At 61.3% G+C, this 14,524-nt stretch carries 16 protein-coding genes and 2 pseudogenes; 9 read left to right on the top strand and 9 right to left on the bottom strand.

Annotated elements, in window-relative coordinates:
• Nucleotides 1–117 precede the first annotated feature (117 nt).
• Nucleotides 118–545 (bottom strand): annotated as a pseudogene (locus QA644_RS01160) (IS110 family transposase); the annotation flags it as partial.
• A gap of 195 nt (nucleotides 546–740) precedes the next feature.
• On the opposite strand from QA644_RS01160, the gene QA644_RS01155 reads away from it, so the two are divergent.
• Both QA644_RS01155 and QA644_RS01150 read left to right on the top strand, forming a co-directional pair.
• The gene (locus tag QA644_RS01155; RefSeq protein WP_283072429.1) at nucleotides 741–1,355 is read left to right on the top strand and encodes a C39 family peptidase; all 615 of its coding nucleotides are present in this window, start codon (nucleotides 741–743) and stop codon (nucleotides 1,353–1,355) included.
• Nucleotides 1,356–1,390: 35 nt separating this feature from the next.
• Nucleotides 1,391–2,461 carry a D-alanine--D-alanine ligase family protein gene (locus tag QA644_RS01150; protein ID WP_283070701.1) on the top strand — a complete coding sequence of 357 codons (1,071 nt, stop codon included), beginning with the start codon at nucleotides 1,391–1,393 and terminating at the stop codon, nucleotides 2,459–2,461.
• A 122-nt stretch (nucleotides 2,462–2,583) separates the two neighbouring features.
• On the opposite strand, the pseudogene QA644_RS01145 reads toward QA644_RS01150, so the two are convergent.
• A pseudogene (locus QA644_RS01145) lies at nucleotides 2,584–2,718 on the bottom strand (helix-turn-helix domain-containing protein); the annotation flags it as partial.
• A gap of 248 nt (nucleotides 2,719–2,966) precedes the next feature.
• On the opposite strand from QA644_RS01145, the gene QA644_RS01140 reads away from it, so the two are divergent.
• Entirely contained in the window at nucleotides 2,967–3,887 is a 921-nt protein-coding gene (locus tag QA644_RS01140) for a sulfite exporter TauE/SafE family protein (protein ID WP_074070157.1), read from the top strand.
• A complete protein-coding gene (locus QA644_RS01135) occupies nucleotides 3,887–4,693 on the top strand; it encodes a TIGR02186 family protein (protein ID WP_039843867.1) in 807 nt (268 codons plus the stop codon). The genes QA644_RS01140 and QA644_RS01135 overlap by 1 nt, the downstream gene beginning before the upstream one ends.
• On the opposite strand, the gene QA644_RS01130 is transcribed toward QA644_RS01135, so the two are convergent.
• Nucleotides 4,694–5,200, bottom strand: a complete 507-nt coding sequence (locus QA644_RS01130; RefSeq protein WP_194728896.1) for a helix-turn-helix domain-containing protein — start codon at nucleotides 5,198–5,200, stop codon at nucleotides 4,694–4,696.
• Nucleotides 5,201–5,318: 118 nt separating this feature from the next.
• Here QA644_RS01130 and QA644_RS01125 point away from each other — a divergent pair, with 118 nt between their 5' ends.
• On the top strand, nucleotides 5,319–5,879 hold the full coding sequence (locus QA644_RS01125; RefSeq protein ID WP_074066580.1) for a dihydrofolate reductase family protein: 561 nt from the start codon (nucleotides 5,319–5,321) through the stop codon (nucleotides 5,877–5,879).
• 22 nt (nucleotides 5,880–5,901) lie between these two features.
• Nucleotides 5,902–6,426, top strand: a complete 525-nt coding sequence (locus QA644_RS01120; RefSeq protein WP_283070699.1) for a universal stress protein — start codon at nucleotides 5,902–5,904, stop codon at nucleotides 6,424–6,426.
• Here the strand turns inward: QA644_RS01120 and QA644_RS01115 are convergent.
• Nucleotides 6,406–7,371 carry a transposase gene (locus QA644_RS01115; RefSeq protein WP_283070698.1) on the bottom strand — a complete coding sequence of 322 codons (966 nt, stop codon included), beginning with the start codon at nucleotides 7,369–7,371 and terminating at the stop codon, nucleotides 6,406–6,408. The genes QA644_RS01120 and QA644_RS01115 overlap by 21 nt on opposite strands.
• A 272-nt stretch (nucleotides 7,372–7,643) precedes the next feature.
• On the opposite strand from QA644_RS01115, the gene QA644_RS01110 reads away from it, so the two are divergent.
• Nucleotides 7,644–8,225: a transglycosylase SLT domain-containing protein gene (locus tag QA644_RS01110; protein ID WP_074066579.1), complete on the top strand. Its 582-nt coding sequence runs from the start codon at nucleotides 7,644–7,646 to the stop codon at nucleotides 8,223–8,225.
• Nucleotides 8,226–8,377: 152 nt separating this feature from the next.
• Here the strand turns inward: QA644_RS01110 and pdeM are convergent, their stop codons facing one another.
• Genes pdeM through QA644_RS01095 form a run of 3 tightly spaced genes read right to left on the bottom strand, consistent with a single transcriptional unit; the run spans nucleotide 8,378 to nucleotide 12,319 of the window.
• Nucleotides 8,378–9,103, bottom strand: a complete 726-nt coding sequence (gene pdeM, locus QA644_RS01105) for a ligase-associated DNA damage response endonuclease PdeM (RefSeq protein ID WP_283072428.1) — start codon at nucleotides 9,101–9,103, stop codon at nucleotides 8,378–8,380.
• Nucleotides 9,104–9,125: 22 nt separating this feature from the next.
• Nucleotides 9,126–11,636 (bottom strand): ligase-associated DNA damage response DEXH box helicase, encoded by a 2,511-nt coding sequence (locus QA644_RS01100; protein ID WP_283070696.1) that lies wholly within the window; start codon nucleotides 11,634–11,636, stop codon nucleotides 9,126–9,128.
• Nucleotides 11,637–11,683: 47 nt separating this feature from the next.
• A complete protein-coding gene (locus tag QA644_RS01095) occupies nucleotides 11,684–12,319 on the bottom strand; it encodes a YitT family protein (protein WP_074070156.1) in 636 nt (211 codons plus the stop codon).
• Between the two features lie 128 nt (nucleotides 12,320–12,447).
• Between QA644_RS01095 and QA644_RS01090 the strand changes: the two genes are divergently transcribed.
• Nucleotides 12,448–12,948, top strand: a complete 501-nt coding sequence (locus tag QA644_RS01090; protein ID WP_283070694.1) for an Rrf2 family transcriptional regulator — start codon at nucleotides 12,448–12,450, stop codon at nucleotides 12,946–12,948.
• 24 nt (nucleotides 12,949–12,972) lie between these two features.
• On the top strand, nucleotides 12,973–13,434 hold the full coding sequence (locus QA644_RS01085; RefSeq protein WP_239595636.1) for a carboxymuconolactone decarboxylase family protein: 462 nt from the start codon (nucleotides 12,973–12,975) through the stop codon (nucleotides 13,432–13,434).
• A gap of 78 nt (nucleotides 13,435–13,512) precedes the next feature.
• Here the strand turns inward: QA644_RS01085 and QA644_RS01080 are convergent, their stop codons facing one another.
• Both QA644_RS01080 and QA644_RS01075 read right to left on the bottom strand, forming a co-directional pair.
• Nucleotides 13,513–13,647, bottom strand: a complete 135-nt coding sequence (locus QA644_RS01080) for a hypothetical protein (protein ID WP_281421241.1) — start codon at nucleotides 13,645–13,647, stop codon at nucleotides 13,513–13,515.
• Nucleotides 13,648–13,745: 98 nt separating this feature from the next.
• Nucleotides 13,746–14,381, bottom strand: coding sequence for a YitT family protein (locus tag QA644_RS01075; protein WP_194728893.1), 636 nt, complete (start codon nucleotides 14,379–14,381; stop codon nucleotides 13,746–13,748).
• Nucleotides 14,382–14,524 lie beyond the last annotated feature (143 nt).

The following is a 14,524-nucleotide window of genomic DNA, read 5'->3' as shown; positions in this document are numbered from 1 at the left end:
ACCGCTCATCTTGTGGCATTTGCCTATACCGCATATGTGGAACGGCCCGCATGGCAAGACGGATGTCGCGCCTAGAACCAGAAGAGTGCGCAGCTCGCGATTGCCCATCTTGGCGATGATGCCCAATCCGGCCAGATGTGCGCGCAGGGCGTTGATGGCCTGCGTTCTCTGCCGCACCACAAGAGCGCGGGTCTTCAGCACCATCGCGGCAGCCTGCTGCTCGGCCGTCTTGATCGGGACGAAGCGCATGGTCTTGCGGGTCACCGCCTCACTGATCGCCTCTGCGTCGGCATCATCCGTCTTGCCGCGCTTGACAAAGGGCTTCACATAGGCCGGCGGGATAAGCCGCACCTCATGACCGAACTTGCCGATCTCGCGCGCCCAATAATGGGCGCTGCCGCATGCTTCCATCCCGACCGGGCAGGGCGGCAGCTTTTCGAAGAACCGCAGGACTTCGCCGCGACGTAGTTTTCGGTTGAAGATTGGCGAGCCATCGCTTCTGCGCCGTGAACCTGGAAAACGTGTTTGGCCAAATCGAGCCCGATGGTGCTAACATCCTTCGTGGAACGGTTCCTCCTATTGTGGCGTTCGAACAACGGCCACCCTAGCACATCGATGCTGTTGGAGCGGGCCGTTCCACCTCATCAATTTTGATCGACCCTTTGCGTCCGCCGCAAAAGGGTCGTTTTGCTTGTGGAATTTCCCGGCGTGACTTGATCACCGATGGGGGATTCGTGAATATTCAGCGGGCCGACGTGCCCTATTTCAGCCAATGGGAAACGCCCGAGATGACGCTGCCGGTCGCAGCGGAGGGTTCTGCGGCGCTCATGCGCGATCCGCTGTGGCGGCATTCCGGCGCGCAGACGATCGAGGAATATGCCCGCTGGGGCGTCAATGTCTGCGGTATGGCCTGCCTGAAGATGATCCTAGCCGCGCGCGGTGAATTCCATCCGACGCTCGATCTTGCCCGCGGCTGCGCGGCCTATGGCGGCTATGTCGTCAATGAGGCCGATGCCTCGATCAAGGGGCTGATCTATGCGCCTTTCGTCAACTTCGTCACCGAACGTTTCGGGCTAGGCGCGGAGACAGTGACGAATGTCGAAACGGCCGCCATTCCCGAACTTCTTTCGAAGCGGCAGTTTTTCATCGCCTCGGTGCATCACGCAATCCGCTGGCCAGAGCGTGAGCCGCCATCGAAGGGCGGCCACCTGGTGCTGGTGACGGCGGCCTCGCCCGAGACCATCCGCTTCCACAATCCTTCAGGACACAATCCGGAAAGCCAGGCGCATGTGACGCTGCCGCTTGCCGTCTTCGACCGCTTCTTCGCCAACCGCGGCATCGCCGTCGGCTTCTAAGTCTTTTCAACACCAAGTCATTCCGGAGATTTTACATGATTGATGCATCAAACCGACTGCGCATTGTCGTGCTCTTCGGCGGACGCTCGACCGAGCACGATGTCTCGGTGCTTTCGGCTACGAATGTGATGCGCGCGCTGGAGCCTCAAAAATACGACGCCATTCCGGTGTTCGTCACCCGCGAAGGACAATGGCTGTTGAGCAGCTTCGAGGATGGCACGCTTGCGAAACCGGAAAAGGGAGCCGAGGTCTGCCTCGTGCCGGGCGGACGCGGACGTATGTTTGCAATTCCCGCTGGCGGATCGGCTTACGAACTGCCAACGATCGACATCCTCTTTCCGGTCCTTCACGGCCTGCATGGCGAGGACGGCTCCGTGCAGGGCCTTGCGGAGGTTGCCCGCGTGCCGCTTGCCGGCTGCGGCATTCTCGGATCGGCGACCGCACTGGACAAGGACATCGCCAAGCAACTCATGAAGGCGGCCGGGGTGCCGATCGCGCGCTCCGTGACAATTCATGAGGGCGCACAGCCTCCCTTCGCCGCGCTGGAAAATGAACTCGGCCTGCCGCTCTTCATCAAGCCGGCGCGGCAGGGCTCATCGGTCGGCGTCAGGAAGGTCCATGCCAGCCAGGAATTCGACGGGGCGCTTGCGGAAGGCTTCCGGCACGACCGCAAGTTGCTTGCGGAGGAGTTCGTTCGTGGGCGCGAGATCGAATTTAGCGTGCTGGAGGACACGGCAGGCAACCTCTTCGTTTCACGGCCGGGCGAGATCGTGCCGGCGGAGAGCCATGGCTTCTACAGCTACAATGCGAAATATATCGACGAGAACGCTGCAGCGCTGAAAATACCGGCAGAATTGCCGCCGGAGGTCGAGGCCGGCATGCGGGATATGGCCGCAAGGGCTTTCAGGGCCGTCGGCTGCGACAGCATGGCGCGTGTCGACTTTTTCCTGACACCGGACATGCAATTCCTCGTCAACGAGATCAACACCATCCCCGGCTTCACCGATATCAGCATGTATTCCAAGGCAATGGCGGCAAGCGGCGTGAGTTATGCCGAAGTCATCGACCGGCTCGTGGCGCACGGGCTGGCACGGGCCGGGCAGTGACGATGCGATAGCCCTCAGGCGCGGTCCTCGACTTGCCTTGCAAGCTGCTCGATACCCGTGCCCAGCCATCGTGGAAGCCCACTTCGGCGTGCATGTTGCGGTCGGCGCTGTCTGAAGCACGAGAGAGCCATGTCGAACGGCTCCGCGAGGTCGCTGATGCTGGCCGGGCCTTCGCCTAAACGGCCGAGCACTGCACGGCGCGTCGGGTCCGCAAGCGCGAGAAAGATGCCGCTCAGCTGTTCTGAATACTGATCCATGAGGCTAAGTATCGCGGGAGAATACTTAGCGAAATGGCTAAGTATTTTCCGGCGAACAAGACTCCTCGCGTGCCGTCGTCACAAAATCTGAAAAAAGCCCAATTAATCGGAACTTATCGCTCGCGTAATGCGCGGATCGCATGTCGTTTATCGAAAGCCTCTGGCAACGATTTCACCGTATGATGCGCCATTCGAACGGGACGCAAGATACCTGCCCGGCGGGGGCAGTTCATAATTCGGGGTCGGCTGTGACAATCTATCTGCCAATCGCAGAATTGTCGGTGAACATCTTCATCATCCTCGGCATGGGTGCGGCCGTCGGCTTCCTGTCCGGCATGTTCGGCGTCGGCGGCGGCTTTCTGATCACGCCGCTTCTCATTTTCTATAACATTCCGCCTGTGGTTGCCGTCGCGACCGGCGCCAACCAGGTGGTTGCTTCCTCGATCTCCGGCGCGATCACGCATTTCAGGCGCGGGACGCTGGACGTGAAGCTCGGGACCGTATTGCTTGTCGGCGGTCTTGCGGGCGCGACGATCGGCATCTGGATCTTCTCGCTGTTGAGACGGGTCGGTCAGCTCGATCTCATCATCTCGCTGATGTACGTCATCTTCCTCGGCACCGTCGGCGGGCTGATGCTGCTCGAGAGCATCAACGCCATGCGGCGGGCGGCCAAGAACGTGCCGCCGACACCGCGCAGGCCCGGACATCACCACTGGGTCCACCGCTTGCCGCTGAAGGTGCGGTTCAAGAAATCGAAGATTTTCCTCAGCGTCATCCCGATCGTCGCGCTCGGCTTTGGGATCGGCATCCTGACCTCCATCATGGGCGTCGGCGGCGGCTTCATCATGGTGCCGGCGATGATCTACCTGCTGCGCATCCCGACCAATGTCGTCGTCGGCACATCACTGTTCCAGATCATCTTCGTGACCGCCTACACAACCGTGGTGCAGGCTGCGACGAACTTTTCCGTCGATATCGTACTTGCCTTCATCCTGATGGTGGCCGGCGTCGTCGGCGCGCAATACGGCGTGCGCGTCGGCCAGAAACTGCGCGGCGAACAATTGCGGGCGCTGCTCGGGCTGCTCGTTCTCGCCGTCGGCATCCGCCTGGCGGTGGCGCTGGTCGTGACGCCCGCGGACATCTATTCCGTCGTGATGGGGGCGTACTGATGAAGCGCCTGCGCCTTTGCCTTTTCGGTCTCTTCTGCCTGCTGCCGGGGATTGCCGCAGCGCAGATGCTGCTGCCGGGACAGAATTCCGAAGAAGAGCGCGAGGGCCTGGAGATCGGCACGTCCAGCAGCGAAATCGCCATCACGTCCGATTTCCGCGGCGCGGACCTGACGATCTTCGGGGCGCTGACCAATACCGACAACCTTTTGCTTGCCGTCGGCCAATACGACGTCGTCGTCGTTCTGGAGGGGCCGCGCGAAGATGCGACGGTGCGCAAGAAGGAACGCGTCTTCGGCATCTGGATCAATACCGACTCGATGACCTTCGAGGGCGTGCCGCATTCCTATTCCATGTCGAGCTCGCGCTCGATCGACGACGTCGTGACACCGCTCGACCTTACCGATCAGGGGATCGGCATCGACCATATTCCACTGACGCCCGTCGGCTTCGTCGGAGACGGCAGCAGCCTCGGCGAGTTCCGCACCGCCTTCCGGCGGCTGCAGCAGACCGGCGGGCTCTACGAGCGCGACCCGACCGGCGTGCGCTTCGTCAGTTCCAATCTTTTCAAGGCAAGCCTTCGCCTGCCGGCCAACATTCCGAACGGCGTGCATACGGTGCGTGCCTATCTCTTCAAGAGCGGTGTGTTCGTGACGCAAAAGTCGGTGCCGCTGCGCGTCATCAAGACCGGTATCGAGCAGATGCTCACCGATGCGGCTCATGAACAGCCGATTCCCTACGGCATGTTTGCCGTGTTCCTGGCGATCGTGACCGGCTGGGGCGCAAGCATCGTCTTCCGCAAGGATTGATCAGGCGGACTTTTTCTTTTTCGCAAGGACGTCGAGATAGGCTTCGGTCAGACGGCCTAGCACCGAGGGCGTTCCGGGTGGCAGTTGCTTGCCCAGGTGTTTGGCCCGCAATTCATCCATGAAATCTTCCCAAAGCCGCAGGCCGCCATTTTCCAACAACTCGGCGCGAATGGAGAGCTCTTCCGACACCGGCAGATGCCTGCGGCCCCACGCGCCCATATGGGCAAAGAGCGGCACGAGGTCGATCGCCATTTCGGTGAGACTATAGATGGCTTTCTGCTTATGCGTGGGATCGTCCTTCCTGGTCAGCAAGCCCTTGTCCACGAGGCGGCGCAGGCGGTCGGCAAGGATGTTCGAGGCGATGCCCTCCTCCGAATTCTGCAGCAGCTCGCGGAAGTGACGGCGATTGCCGAACATGATGTCGCGAATGACGATCAGGCTCCATCGGTCGCCGAGGATTTCCAGCGTCAGATTGATCGGGCAGCCCGAGCGGTGACGGTCGTCCATTTTTCATTCTCCAAAAACCACTTGCATTTTGCCATCGGTTTATCTAGTTTTCAACCAGTTGCTTGTTGCAACCGGTTCTGTTGTGGTATGGATTGACTATCGGATGGAGGAAATCGACATGAGAAAGCTTGTTGTCTGGAATCTGATGACGCTCGACGGCTACTTCGAAGGCAAAAAGCCCTGGGACATCGACTTCCACAATCTGGTCTGGGGGCCGGAACTGCAGAAATACTCCGAACAATTGGGCGAGGAAGGCGACCTGCTCGTCTTCGGCCGGAAGACCTACGAGGGCATGGCCGCCTATTGGCCAACGGCGGAAGAGAACGACAAGATCAAGCAATACATGAACAACACCGCAAAGATCGCCGTGTCGCGGACGATGAAAGAGCCGGGCTGGAACAATGCCCGCATCGTCAGCGATCCGGTTTCCGAGCTTCAAAAGCTCAAGGGGCAGGACGGCAAAACGATTTTCATCTTCGGCAGCGCCGAACTCTGCGACGCGATGCTGAAGGCCGGTCTTGTCGACGAGATCCGCATTTGCCTGGTGCCGGTGGTTCTCGGCGCGGGCAATCCGCACTTCAAGACGGCGACGGCGCAGCGACCGCTGAAGCTGCTGGAAGCGACACCGTTGAAGACCGGCGCGGTGATCTTGCGTTACGAACCTGCGAGCGCAGCGTGACGCCGACATTCGCGACAGTGTGATGCAGATTAAGGTGTTAGGCTGGTTCCTCCGTCAATATGCGAGCGTTGAAGGAGGAGCCAGCCCATGCACAAACACATTCTCATCCCGACCGAAGGTTCGCAGCTTTCCAACCGATGCGCTTGAAAAGGCGCTTGCCTTTGAAAAGGAGATCGGCGCCAAGGCAACGGTCCTGACCGTCGTCGAACCGGCCCATATCTTTTCCACGAATATCGATCAGCTGGAATCGGCGCGCGAAGAATATGACCGGCACAGCCAGCAAGTGGCAGACCGGATCCTGGCGAATGCGGGTGCCCGGGCCAGAACGCATGGCCTCGATTGCGATACAACCCAGGTGACCAACCACGAACCCGCGAAGGCCATCGTCGACACAGCCGCGCAGCGCGGCTGCGACCTGATCGCCATGGCATCGCACGGACGCGAAGGCTTCACCGCATTCATGGTCGGCAGCGTGACGATGAGGGTGCTCGCCCATTCAAAGATTCCCGGTTCTGGTCTACCGCTGTTAACATCTTCCCCCGCTTGAAAGCGGGGGATTTCCGAGGGGGCGCGAAGCTCCGCCGATCGTTATCGCTTCAACGGAGAGCCGCTGCCCTTCCTCCACGATCATAGACGCCGTGTTCCGACGCAGGATGTTGATTGCAGCATTGTGGTCGGCATGGGCGCGCAAGCCGCATTGGCAACAGCGGAAAGACGCTTGGCTTTCGCGGCTTTCCCTGTCCACGGCGGCGCAGGCCGAACAGGTCTGCGAGGTGTGGCGGGGATCGACCTTGCACAGGTATCCGCCCCGTTCTTCGAGCTTGTCGGCCAACACGGTTTCAAAGCCGTGCCAGCCTTGTTCGAGGATCGCCCGGTTCAGGCCGGCCTTCTGGCAGACGTTGGTTGCGGGCGCGTCCACGGTTCCCCTGGCGCTGCGCGTCATGTTGCGCGTGGCGAGGTCTTCCAGCACGACCGTTGCGAAGCGACGGGCGATATCAAGACTGGCCTTGTGCCGCCAATCCTGCCGGATGCGGGCAGCACGGGCCTGCAAGGCTGCAACGCGGCGGCGGGCCTTGGCGTGACGACTCGACCCGCGCTTGCGCCGCGCCAGAACGCGCTGGGCCCGGCGCTTCCTGCGCTCGATCTCCGCAAGGCCGGCAGGCATCCACCAATGCTCCCCGGTCGAAAGCGTCAGCGTGTTCGCCACGCCCCGGTCGATCCCCACGGCGGGCAAATCGTTTTGCGGGACGGCATGGTCGATTTCGCAGGCGAAGGCGATGTGCCAGCCGTTCGCCGCCAGGCTCACCGTCACATTCATGGTCTTGCCACGCAGGCGCCGCGTGTCGCGGAACTTCACCCAGCCGATCTTGGGAAGGCGCGCGGCGGACCACTTGCCGTTCAGGCGCTTGACCTCGATCTCCCGCCCCTGAAAGCGGAAGGCGCCGTTCACGCCCTTCTTGCGGCGCGCGGGATATCCTGCGCGCCCCGCCAAGAAGTTGGTCGCCGTCCTCCTTTGCGGCAAGCTGTGGCGGCGCACCGCTCTCGGTGATCGCCGAATATGTCAAATCCCAGCGGGAAGTGGCCCAACGCCACTCTCGCGTTCCTCCCCGGCCTGAAACCGGGGTATCCCGCGAGGTTCACGATGAGACCCGGCGCTTGCGGCAGCGGGGCAAGCCTCGGAGCGTTGTGCATGTTCGCCTTTGACTAAAAACCGAGTGTTAAGATTTACGAGTTAGTAATCTCTCGAAAACGAGAGGTTCTGTTTTGCGTACCCGTACTCTTCTCGTCCTGGTGCTGCTGGCGCTCGCCGCCGGCTGCGCCACGGCGCCTCGTCAGACCAGAAACATCTGCGCCGTCTTCGAACAGCGCAACGGCTTCTTCAGCAACTGGCAGCACGCGGCCGAGCGCGCCGAGAAGAAATACGCCGTGCCGGTGCCGATCCTGATGGCGACGATGTATGTGGAATCCGGTTTCCAGCCGAACGCCCGCCCGCCGCGCACGAAGCTTTTTGGCTTCATTCCCTGGACGCGTCCGTCGACCGCCTACGGCTATTCGCAGGCGCTCGACGGCACCTGGGACCACTATCAGTCGGCGACCGGCAATTGGGCTGCGCGGCGCACCAATTTTGCCGACGCGATCGACTTCATCGGCTGGTACCACTACAGCAACAGCCAGGCGACGGGCATCCAGCTCAACGACGCCTACAGGCTCTACATCGCTTACTATTCGGGGCCGAAGGGTTACAAGCGCGGCGACTGGCGCTCGAATGCGCAGTTGCAGAAGACGGCACAGAGGTTTGCCGATATGGCAGCGACCTATCAGCGGCAGTTGCAGGGGTGTAATTGAGCTCCGATTTCTATGGCGTGGTGGCCATTCTCGTCTTTCGAGGCTTCGCCCTTGGAGCAAGCGCAGCATTGTCTATCGAAAAGCAACGGCGGCGAGAGCCCTCATCTGGAGGTGCCAGAAGGGACTCAATGGACGAGGGCGCGCGCTCACCTTCAGCTGCGCAAATTCCCGAATCTCACCGAATAAATCCGATCCCGCCCCAGAAGATGAGCGACCAGGGACGACCTGTCGAACAGGCCCGTCAACGCCTTGTGGCCGAGATCCAGTCCGCCGGTCATGACGCCGAAGGCGGGCATGAGGAGGCGGGCGCCGTCGGTGGCGAAGCAGGGGCGGCGGACGGCTTTTTCCCGGCGGCGGACGGTGGCCGCGGGGTGCAGGTGACCGGCGATTTCACCGCTTTGCCGCCCACCTTTCGGCTCGTGACGGAAGGTCAAGCCGGCGTAGTGCATTTCATCGACCGAAGAGCCGGGCAGATCGATCGTGCCGTCAGGGTCGTGATTGCCGTTGATCCAGATCCATTCGCGGCCGCGGGCCATATTGTCGATCAGGGAGCGGAAGGTCTCCGGTAGATGCGCCGAGCCGACGCGGTCGTGGAAATTGTCGCCGAGGGAGACGACAAGCTTCGGATTGTAGCGGGTGATGACGGCGCAGAGCACCGTCAGCGTCGCCAGCGTGTCGTAAGGCGGCAACAACATGCCGCGACGGGCGAAGGCGGCGCCCTTTTCGAGATGCAGGTCGGAAACGACGAGGACGCCGGCATCCGGCAGGTAGAGCGCGCCGAGCGGATCGCAGACGGCCGCAACGCCATGAACACTGGTTTCGACGCCCGGCATCGGGACCAATCCGTTCAATTCACGCGCAAGCGCCAGGCGGTTCATCAATTTCGTCTATCCTGCATTATCAAGCCATGGCTTCGGCGATCAGATCCCCGGCCGCTTCGGCGAGCACGGCATCGTGGGCCTCGCCGTGAACAGGCTCCTTGCCGATCTCCAGCATCACCGGCACTGCGAGCGGGGAAATATGATCCAGCGCGCGATGCGTAATGTGGCCCTTGATTCGTCTCAGCATATCGCCAAGCCGGGAAATATCCAAAAGGCCGCTCGCTGCATCCTGGCGCGTCGCCTGTAGCAGGATATGGTCCGGCTCGTGGCTGCGCAGCACGTCGTAGATCAGATCGGCGGACACGGTGACCTGCCGTCCGGTCTTTTCCTTGCCAGGGTGACGGCGCTCGATCAAGCCTGCAATCACGGCACAATTGCGGAAGGTGCGCTTCAGCAGGAAAGATTCGTCGAGCCAGGCTTCGAGATCGTCACCGAGCATATCCTCGTCGAAGAGATCGGAAAGGCCGAGACGGTCGTTGCGGATCATCAGGCCCATGTCTTCCAGCCCCCAGATGCCGAGCGAATAATCTGTTGCGACGAAACCGAGCGGCTTGGCGCCGGCCCGCTCCAGGCGCCGGGTAAGCAGCATGCCGAGCGTCTGATGCGCGAGGCGGCCCTCGAATGGATAGGCCACCATGTAGGCGCGGCTGCCGCGCGGAAAAGTCTCGATCAGCAGTTCGTCGCGCTTCGGGAGCATCGACTTGTCCTTCTGCAGCGACAGCCAGTCGCGGACCTGATCCGGCAGACGGTGCCAACGGTCGGGATCGGCGAGCATCGATCGCACCTGGTCGGCAAGATAGGTCGAAAGCGGAAACTTGCCGCCGGCATAGGACGGGATTTTCGGATCAAAGGAGAAGGCCTGGGAGACAAGCGCCTCGTTTTCGCGGATGCCTTCGAAGCGGAGTACCTTGCCGGAGAAGATGAAGGTGTCTCCCGCAGAAAGCTGTTCGAGAAAATATTCCTCCACCTTGCCGAGGGTTCCGCCGCCGCGGCCAATCTTGCCTGTCTCGCCGCGCTTCACCATCCGGATGTTCAGCATGGGGCTTTCGACGATGGTGCCGAGATTCAAGCGGTACTGCTGGGCAACCTGCGGATTGGAGACACGCCAGAGGCCCTCCTTCGTTTTGCGGATGCGCGCATATCGTTCGTAGGTGCGCAGCGCATAGCCGCCGGTCGCGACGAAATCGACGATCTGCTCGAAGGTTTCCCAGGAGAGATCGGCATAGGGCGAGGCGCTCCTCACCTCATCGTAGAGTTCCAGCATATCGAAGGGTTCGGCGCAGGCCATGCCGAGCACGTGCTGGGCAAGCGCATCGAGCGCGCCGCGGCCGACGGGCGGGGTGTCCTGTGCGCCGATATAGTTGGCGTCGAGGGCTGCCTGGCATTCCATGACCTCGAAACGGTTGGCGGGAACGAGGATCGCCTTGGAGGGCTCGTCCATGCGGTGATTGGCACGGCCGATGCGCTGGGCAAGGCGCGAGGCACCCTTCGGCGCACCGACATGGATGACGAGATCGACATCGCCCCAGTCGATCCCGAGATCGAGCGTCGAGGTGGCGACGACAGCGCGCAGCCTGTTGGCCGCCATCGCGGCCTCCACCTTGCGGCGCTGGGCGACATCGAGCGAGCCGTGATGCAAAGCGATCGGCAGGTTTTCCTCGTTGACCGTCCAGAGTTCCTGGAAAAGCATCTCGGCCTGCGATCGCGTGTTGACGAAAAGCAGCGTCGTTTGATGCTCGGTCAGCTGCCTGTAGATATCGGGGATTGCGTATCTGGCGGAATGGCCGGCCCAGGGGATGTGCTCATCCGTCGAAAGGATCGAGATATCCGGCTTGGCGCCGCCTTCGACGGTCACGAGACCTGCGTGCCGTTCCCTGCCCTCCTCCTGCGCAACCAGCCATTTCTGCAGGTCGATCGGTTCGGCAACCGTGGCGGAGAGGCCGATGGTGCTGAGGCCTGGCGCAAGGCGGCGTAGCCGGGCAAGACCAAGGGAGAGCATGTGGCCACGCTTCGACGTGACCAGAGAATGGAGCTCGTCGAAAACGACATACTTCAAGTCCTTGAAGAAGCGTTCGGCTTCCTTGTTGGCGAGCAAAAGCGCTACCTGCTCCGGCGTCGTCAGCAGGATATCGGGCGGATTGAGCTTCTGGCGCTGTCGCTTGGCGTTCGGCGTATCGCCGGTGCGGTTCTCCACGGTGACGGGCAGTCCCATCTCCCCTACCGGCTTCATGAGGTTGCGCTCGATATCGACGGCAAGTGCCTTCAGCGGCGAAACATAGAGCGTGTGGATGCCTTTAAAGGCGGCACCCGGCCGGCGCTTGCCGCGGCGGGTGAGATCGGTCAGCGCCGGCAGGAAACCGGCAAGCGTCTTGCCGGCGCCGGTCGGCGCGATCAGCAGCGTACTTTCGCCTGCTTCGGCGCGGGCCAGCAATTCCAGCTGATGAGCGCGCGGCCGCCAACCCTTTTCCGCGAACCAGCGGATGAAGGGGGCGGGCAAGGCGGCGCGGGCTTCGGTATCGATCTGGTCCACGGGACAAAGGTAATGAAACCGACGTGAAATAGAAGAGCGGCCGCGCTTCACATGGCGATATAGCGGTCCTTGCGATGGTTGATGGCGAGCGTGAGGTTGAGCACCACGGCGCCGAGCACCGAGCAGGCGATGATGAAGGGGCTGGCGACGAAGAAGGAGAGCGCCAGGACGAGGCCATCGAAACCGAGCTGAACGAAGCCTGCGCGCCAGCCGAAGCGATCCTGGATGTAAAGCGCCAGGATGCCGATACCGCCGAGGCTTGCGCGATGGCGGAACAGCGCCAGCATGCCCGCGCCGATGACCAGGCCGCCGAAGAGAGCACCGGCGACGGGATCGACGTGCGAGAGCCCGATGAAACGCGGCGCGATTTCCGAAAGCACGGAGGTAAGTGCAATCGCCACAAAAGTCTTGACTGTGAAGGCGGGGCCGAGGCGGCGGAAGGCGAGATAATAAAACGGCAGGTTCACCGCAAAGAAGCAGAGGCCGAAGCTCCAGCCCGTCGCATAGTGCAGCAGGAATGCCATGCCCGCCGTGCCGCCTGCCAGAAGGCCGGCGCTGGAGAGAAGCGAGACGCCGAGCACAGCGAGCATGCTGCCCGCCACAAGTCCCTGTGCGTCATCGAAAAGCGAGTGTCTGTCCGACGACGAGTTCACAAGTCCGGCGAGAGCGGCTTTTTCTGCCATTGTTTTCCCCTTGGTATTTTCGGTTGTTCTATCCAGCCGTTCGGGCTTGGCAAGCAGGATTTCGATCGGTTGTTGACACATCGACTAATCATGGATATTTTTTATCCATGAATTGAAGGGGACCCCGCATGAAAATGGGTGACGGCGTCGAACAGGCGATCCACAGCGTCGCGATGCTTTCCGGGCTTTCGGAAGGCGGCGTGCTGTCGGCGGCTGCGATCGCAGAGTTTCATGGCGTTTCGACGAGTTACCTGCTGAAGCACCTGCAGGCGCTATCCGGCGCGGGCATTCTCGACACGGTGCCGGGACCGAAGGGCGGATATAAGCTTGCGAAAGTTCCAGAGGGTATTTCCCTGCTCGATATCGTGCTTGCCGTCGAAGGACCGGCACCAGCTTTCCGCTGTGGGGAAATCCGCCAGCGCGGGCCAAACTCGCTGCCGCAGCGCTATTTCGCCAAGCCCTGCCAGATCAGCGCTGCGATGCAGAAGGCCGAGCGCGCCTACCGCACCGAACTCGCCAAGATCAGTATCGCCGACATCCTGATCGAGCTTTCCGCCGCAGATGATGGCGGGATCGCCGCACGCGGCTGCGCATTCCTTGAGACCCACGAACGCAAAAAGGCTCGCTGAGCCATAACCCAAAGGAGAAAGATTATGCAGGCACGTTTCAACTTCGCAAAGGCCTCGCCGGAAGCCTACAAGGCGGTTGCCGCCCTGGAGCAATATGTCCAGAGCTCCGGCCTCGAGCGCCGCTTCATCCACCTCATCAAGCTGCGCGCCTCGCAGATCAACGGCTGCGCCTACTGCGTCGACATGCACGTCAAGGAAGCCCGCCATGACGGCCTTGGCGAACAGTGGATCAACCTGATCTGCGCCTGGAAGGAATCGCCAGTCTATGACGCGAAGGAACGCGCCCTGCTCGGCTGGGTCGATGCTGTCACGAAGATCGCGGAGACCGGAGCACCCGATGCGGACTTCGAAGCCCTCAAAGCGCATTTCAGCGAGGAGGAAGTCACCAAAATTACGGTGGCGATCGGCACGATCAACGTCTGGAACCGGCTGGCCGTCGGCTTCCGCAGCCAGCATCCGATCGATCAGCCGGCGAAGGCTGCATGAATTTTGCGCGCAGCAAAAAGCCTGAGGCACAGCTTGAAGCGACCGACCCGATGAAAATCGGGTCGGCAAAAATGTCGATCAGTTGCTACGGGCACCTGATCCATCAAAGTTATTGATAATCTCACGGATGACTTGGGCGATCTTTTCCGCTGAGGAGCCCTTGGCGTACTCCTCGTTCATGCGGCGTCTGATAAGCTTTTCCAACTCTGACATGTCTTCACCTCATCTATCCGGCGCGGGGCGAGTGTCGCTCCCAGCCTGAGAGGAGGCAAGTTACGATTTGTTTATGATTGAACTGCCGCTTTGGGAACCTACAGCGCGATATAACGATCCGCGCGATGGTTGATGGTCAGGAAGAGATTGAGGACGACCGCGCCGAGAACGGAATAGATGACCACCGGCGGCGTGGTGACGAAAAAGGCGGCGGCAAGCACGCACATGTCGACGGAAAGCTGCACGAGACCGGCGCGGATGCCGAAACGCTCCTGCATGTAGATACCGAGAATGCCAACGCCGCCGAGACTGGCGCGGTGGCGGTAAAGCGCAAGTAGGCCGAAGCCGAGCAGCAGGCCGCCGAGTAGCGCTGCCCAGGCCGGATGGATGCTGGAAATCTCAAAAAAACGCGACTGCACATCGGCAAGCACCGACGTGAGACCGATGGCGACAAAGGTCTTTATCGTGAAGGCGATGCCGAGACGCTTCCAGGAGAGATAGAAAAACGGCAGGTTGAGCAGGAAGAAGGCAAGGCCGAAATTCACGCCAAAAGTATAGTGCAGCAGGAAGGCGATGCCGGCCGTACTGCCGGTGAGAAGCCCGGCGCTGGCGAGCACATAAAGGCCGAGTGCAGACACGAGGCTGCCGGAGAATATGCCCTGCACATCTTCGAGCGGCGTATGGCGCGTTGCGCTGGTGTTCCAGAAACCGAGGGCACCGATGCGTTGAGCCATGGCGGCAATCTCCAACAGCAGAAGAGTTCAAAGCGCCGGAAAAGTCCCCGCGCGATGGATCGTATGGTGAACAGGCTGAGGCGTTCCTGCTTGTTCTTCCGCGGCGCCGGTCAGCTATGATGGGAATTATCGAGCTTTTCGCA

It is taken from the genome of Rhizobium sp. CC1099 (genome assembly GCF_029714385.1).
Lineage (GTDB): Bacteria > Pseudomonadota > Alphaproteobacteria > Rhizobiales > Rhizobiaceae > Rhizobium.
The sequence above is the reverse complement of the archived record's forward strand: the minus strand, read 5'-3'. Positions and strand labels throughout refer to the sequence as shown.

Excerpts from the sequence above, each read along its gene's own strand:
- QA644_RS01150 (WP_283070701.1), top strand. The coding sequence starts at position 1,391 with ATGATTGATGCATCAAACCGACTGCGCATTGTCGTGCTCTTCGGCGGA.
- QA644_RS01135 (WP_039843867.1), top strand. The coding sequence starts at position 3,887 with ATGAAGCGCCTGCGCCTTTGCCTTTTCGGTCTCTTCTGCCTGCTGCCG.
- QA644_RS01130 (WP_194728896.1), bottom strand. The coding sequence starts at position 5,200 with ATGGACGACCGTCACCGCTCGGGCTGCCCGATCAATCTGACGCTGGAA.
- QA644_RS01125 (WP_074066580.1), top strand. The coding sequence starts at position 5,319 with ATGAGAAAGCTTGTTGTCTGGAATCTGATGACGCTCGACGGCTACTTC.
- QA644_RS01120 (WP_283070699.1), top strand. The coding sequence starts at position 5,902 with ATGCAGATTAAGGTGTTAGGCTGGTTCCTCCGTCAATATGCGAGCGTT.
- pdeM (WP_283072428.1), bottom strand. The coding sequence starts at position 9,103 with ATGAACCGCCTGGCGCTTGCGCGTGAATTGAACGGATTGGTCCCGATG.
- QA644_RS01095 (WP_074070156.1), bottom strand. The coding sequence starts at position 12,319 with ATGGCAGAAAAAGCCGCTCTCGCCGGACTTGTGAACTCGTCGTCGGAC.
- QA644_RS01090 (WP_283070694.1), top strand. The coding sequence starts at position 12,448 with ATGAAAATGGGTGACGGCGTCGAACAGGCGATCCACAGCGTCGCGATG.
- QA644_RS01085 (WP_239595636.1), top strand. The coding sequence starts at position 12,973 with ATGCAGGCACGTTTCAACTTCGCAAAGGCCTCGCCGGAAGCCTACAAG.
- QA644_RS01080 (WP_281421241.1), bottom strand. The coding sequence starts at position 13,647 with ATGTCAGAGTTGGAAAAGCTTATCAGACGCCGCATGAACGAGGAGTAC.
- QA644_RS01075 (WP_194728893.1), bottom strand. The coding sequence starts at position 14,381 with ATGGCTCAACGCATCGGTGCCCTCGGTTTCTGGAACACCAGCGCAACG.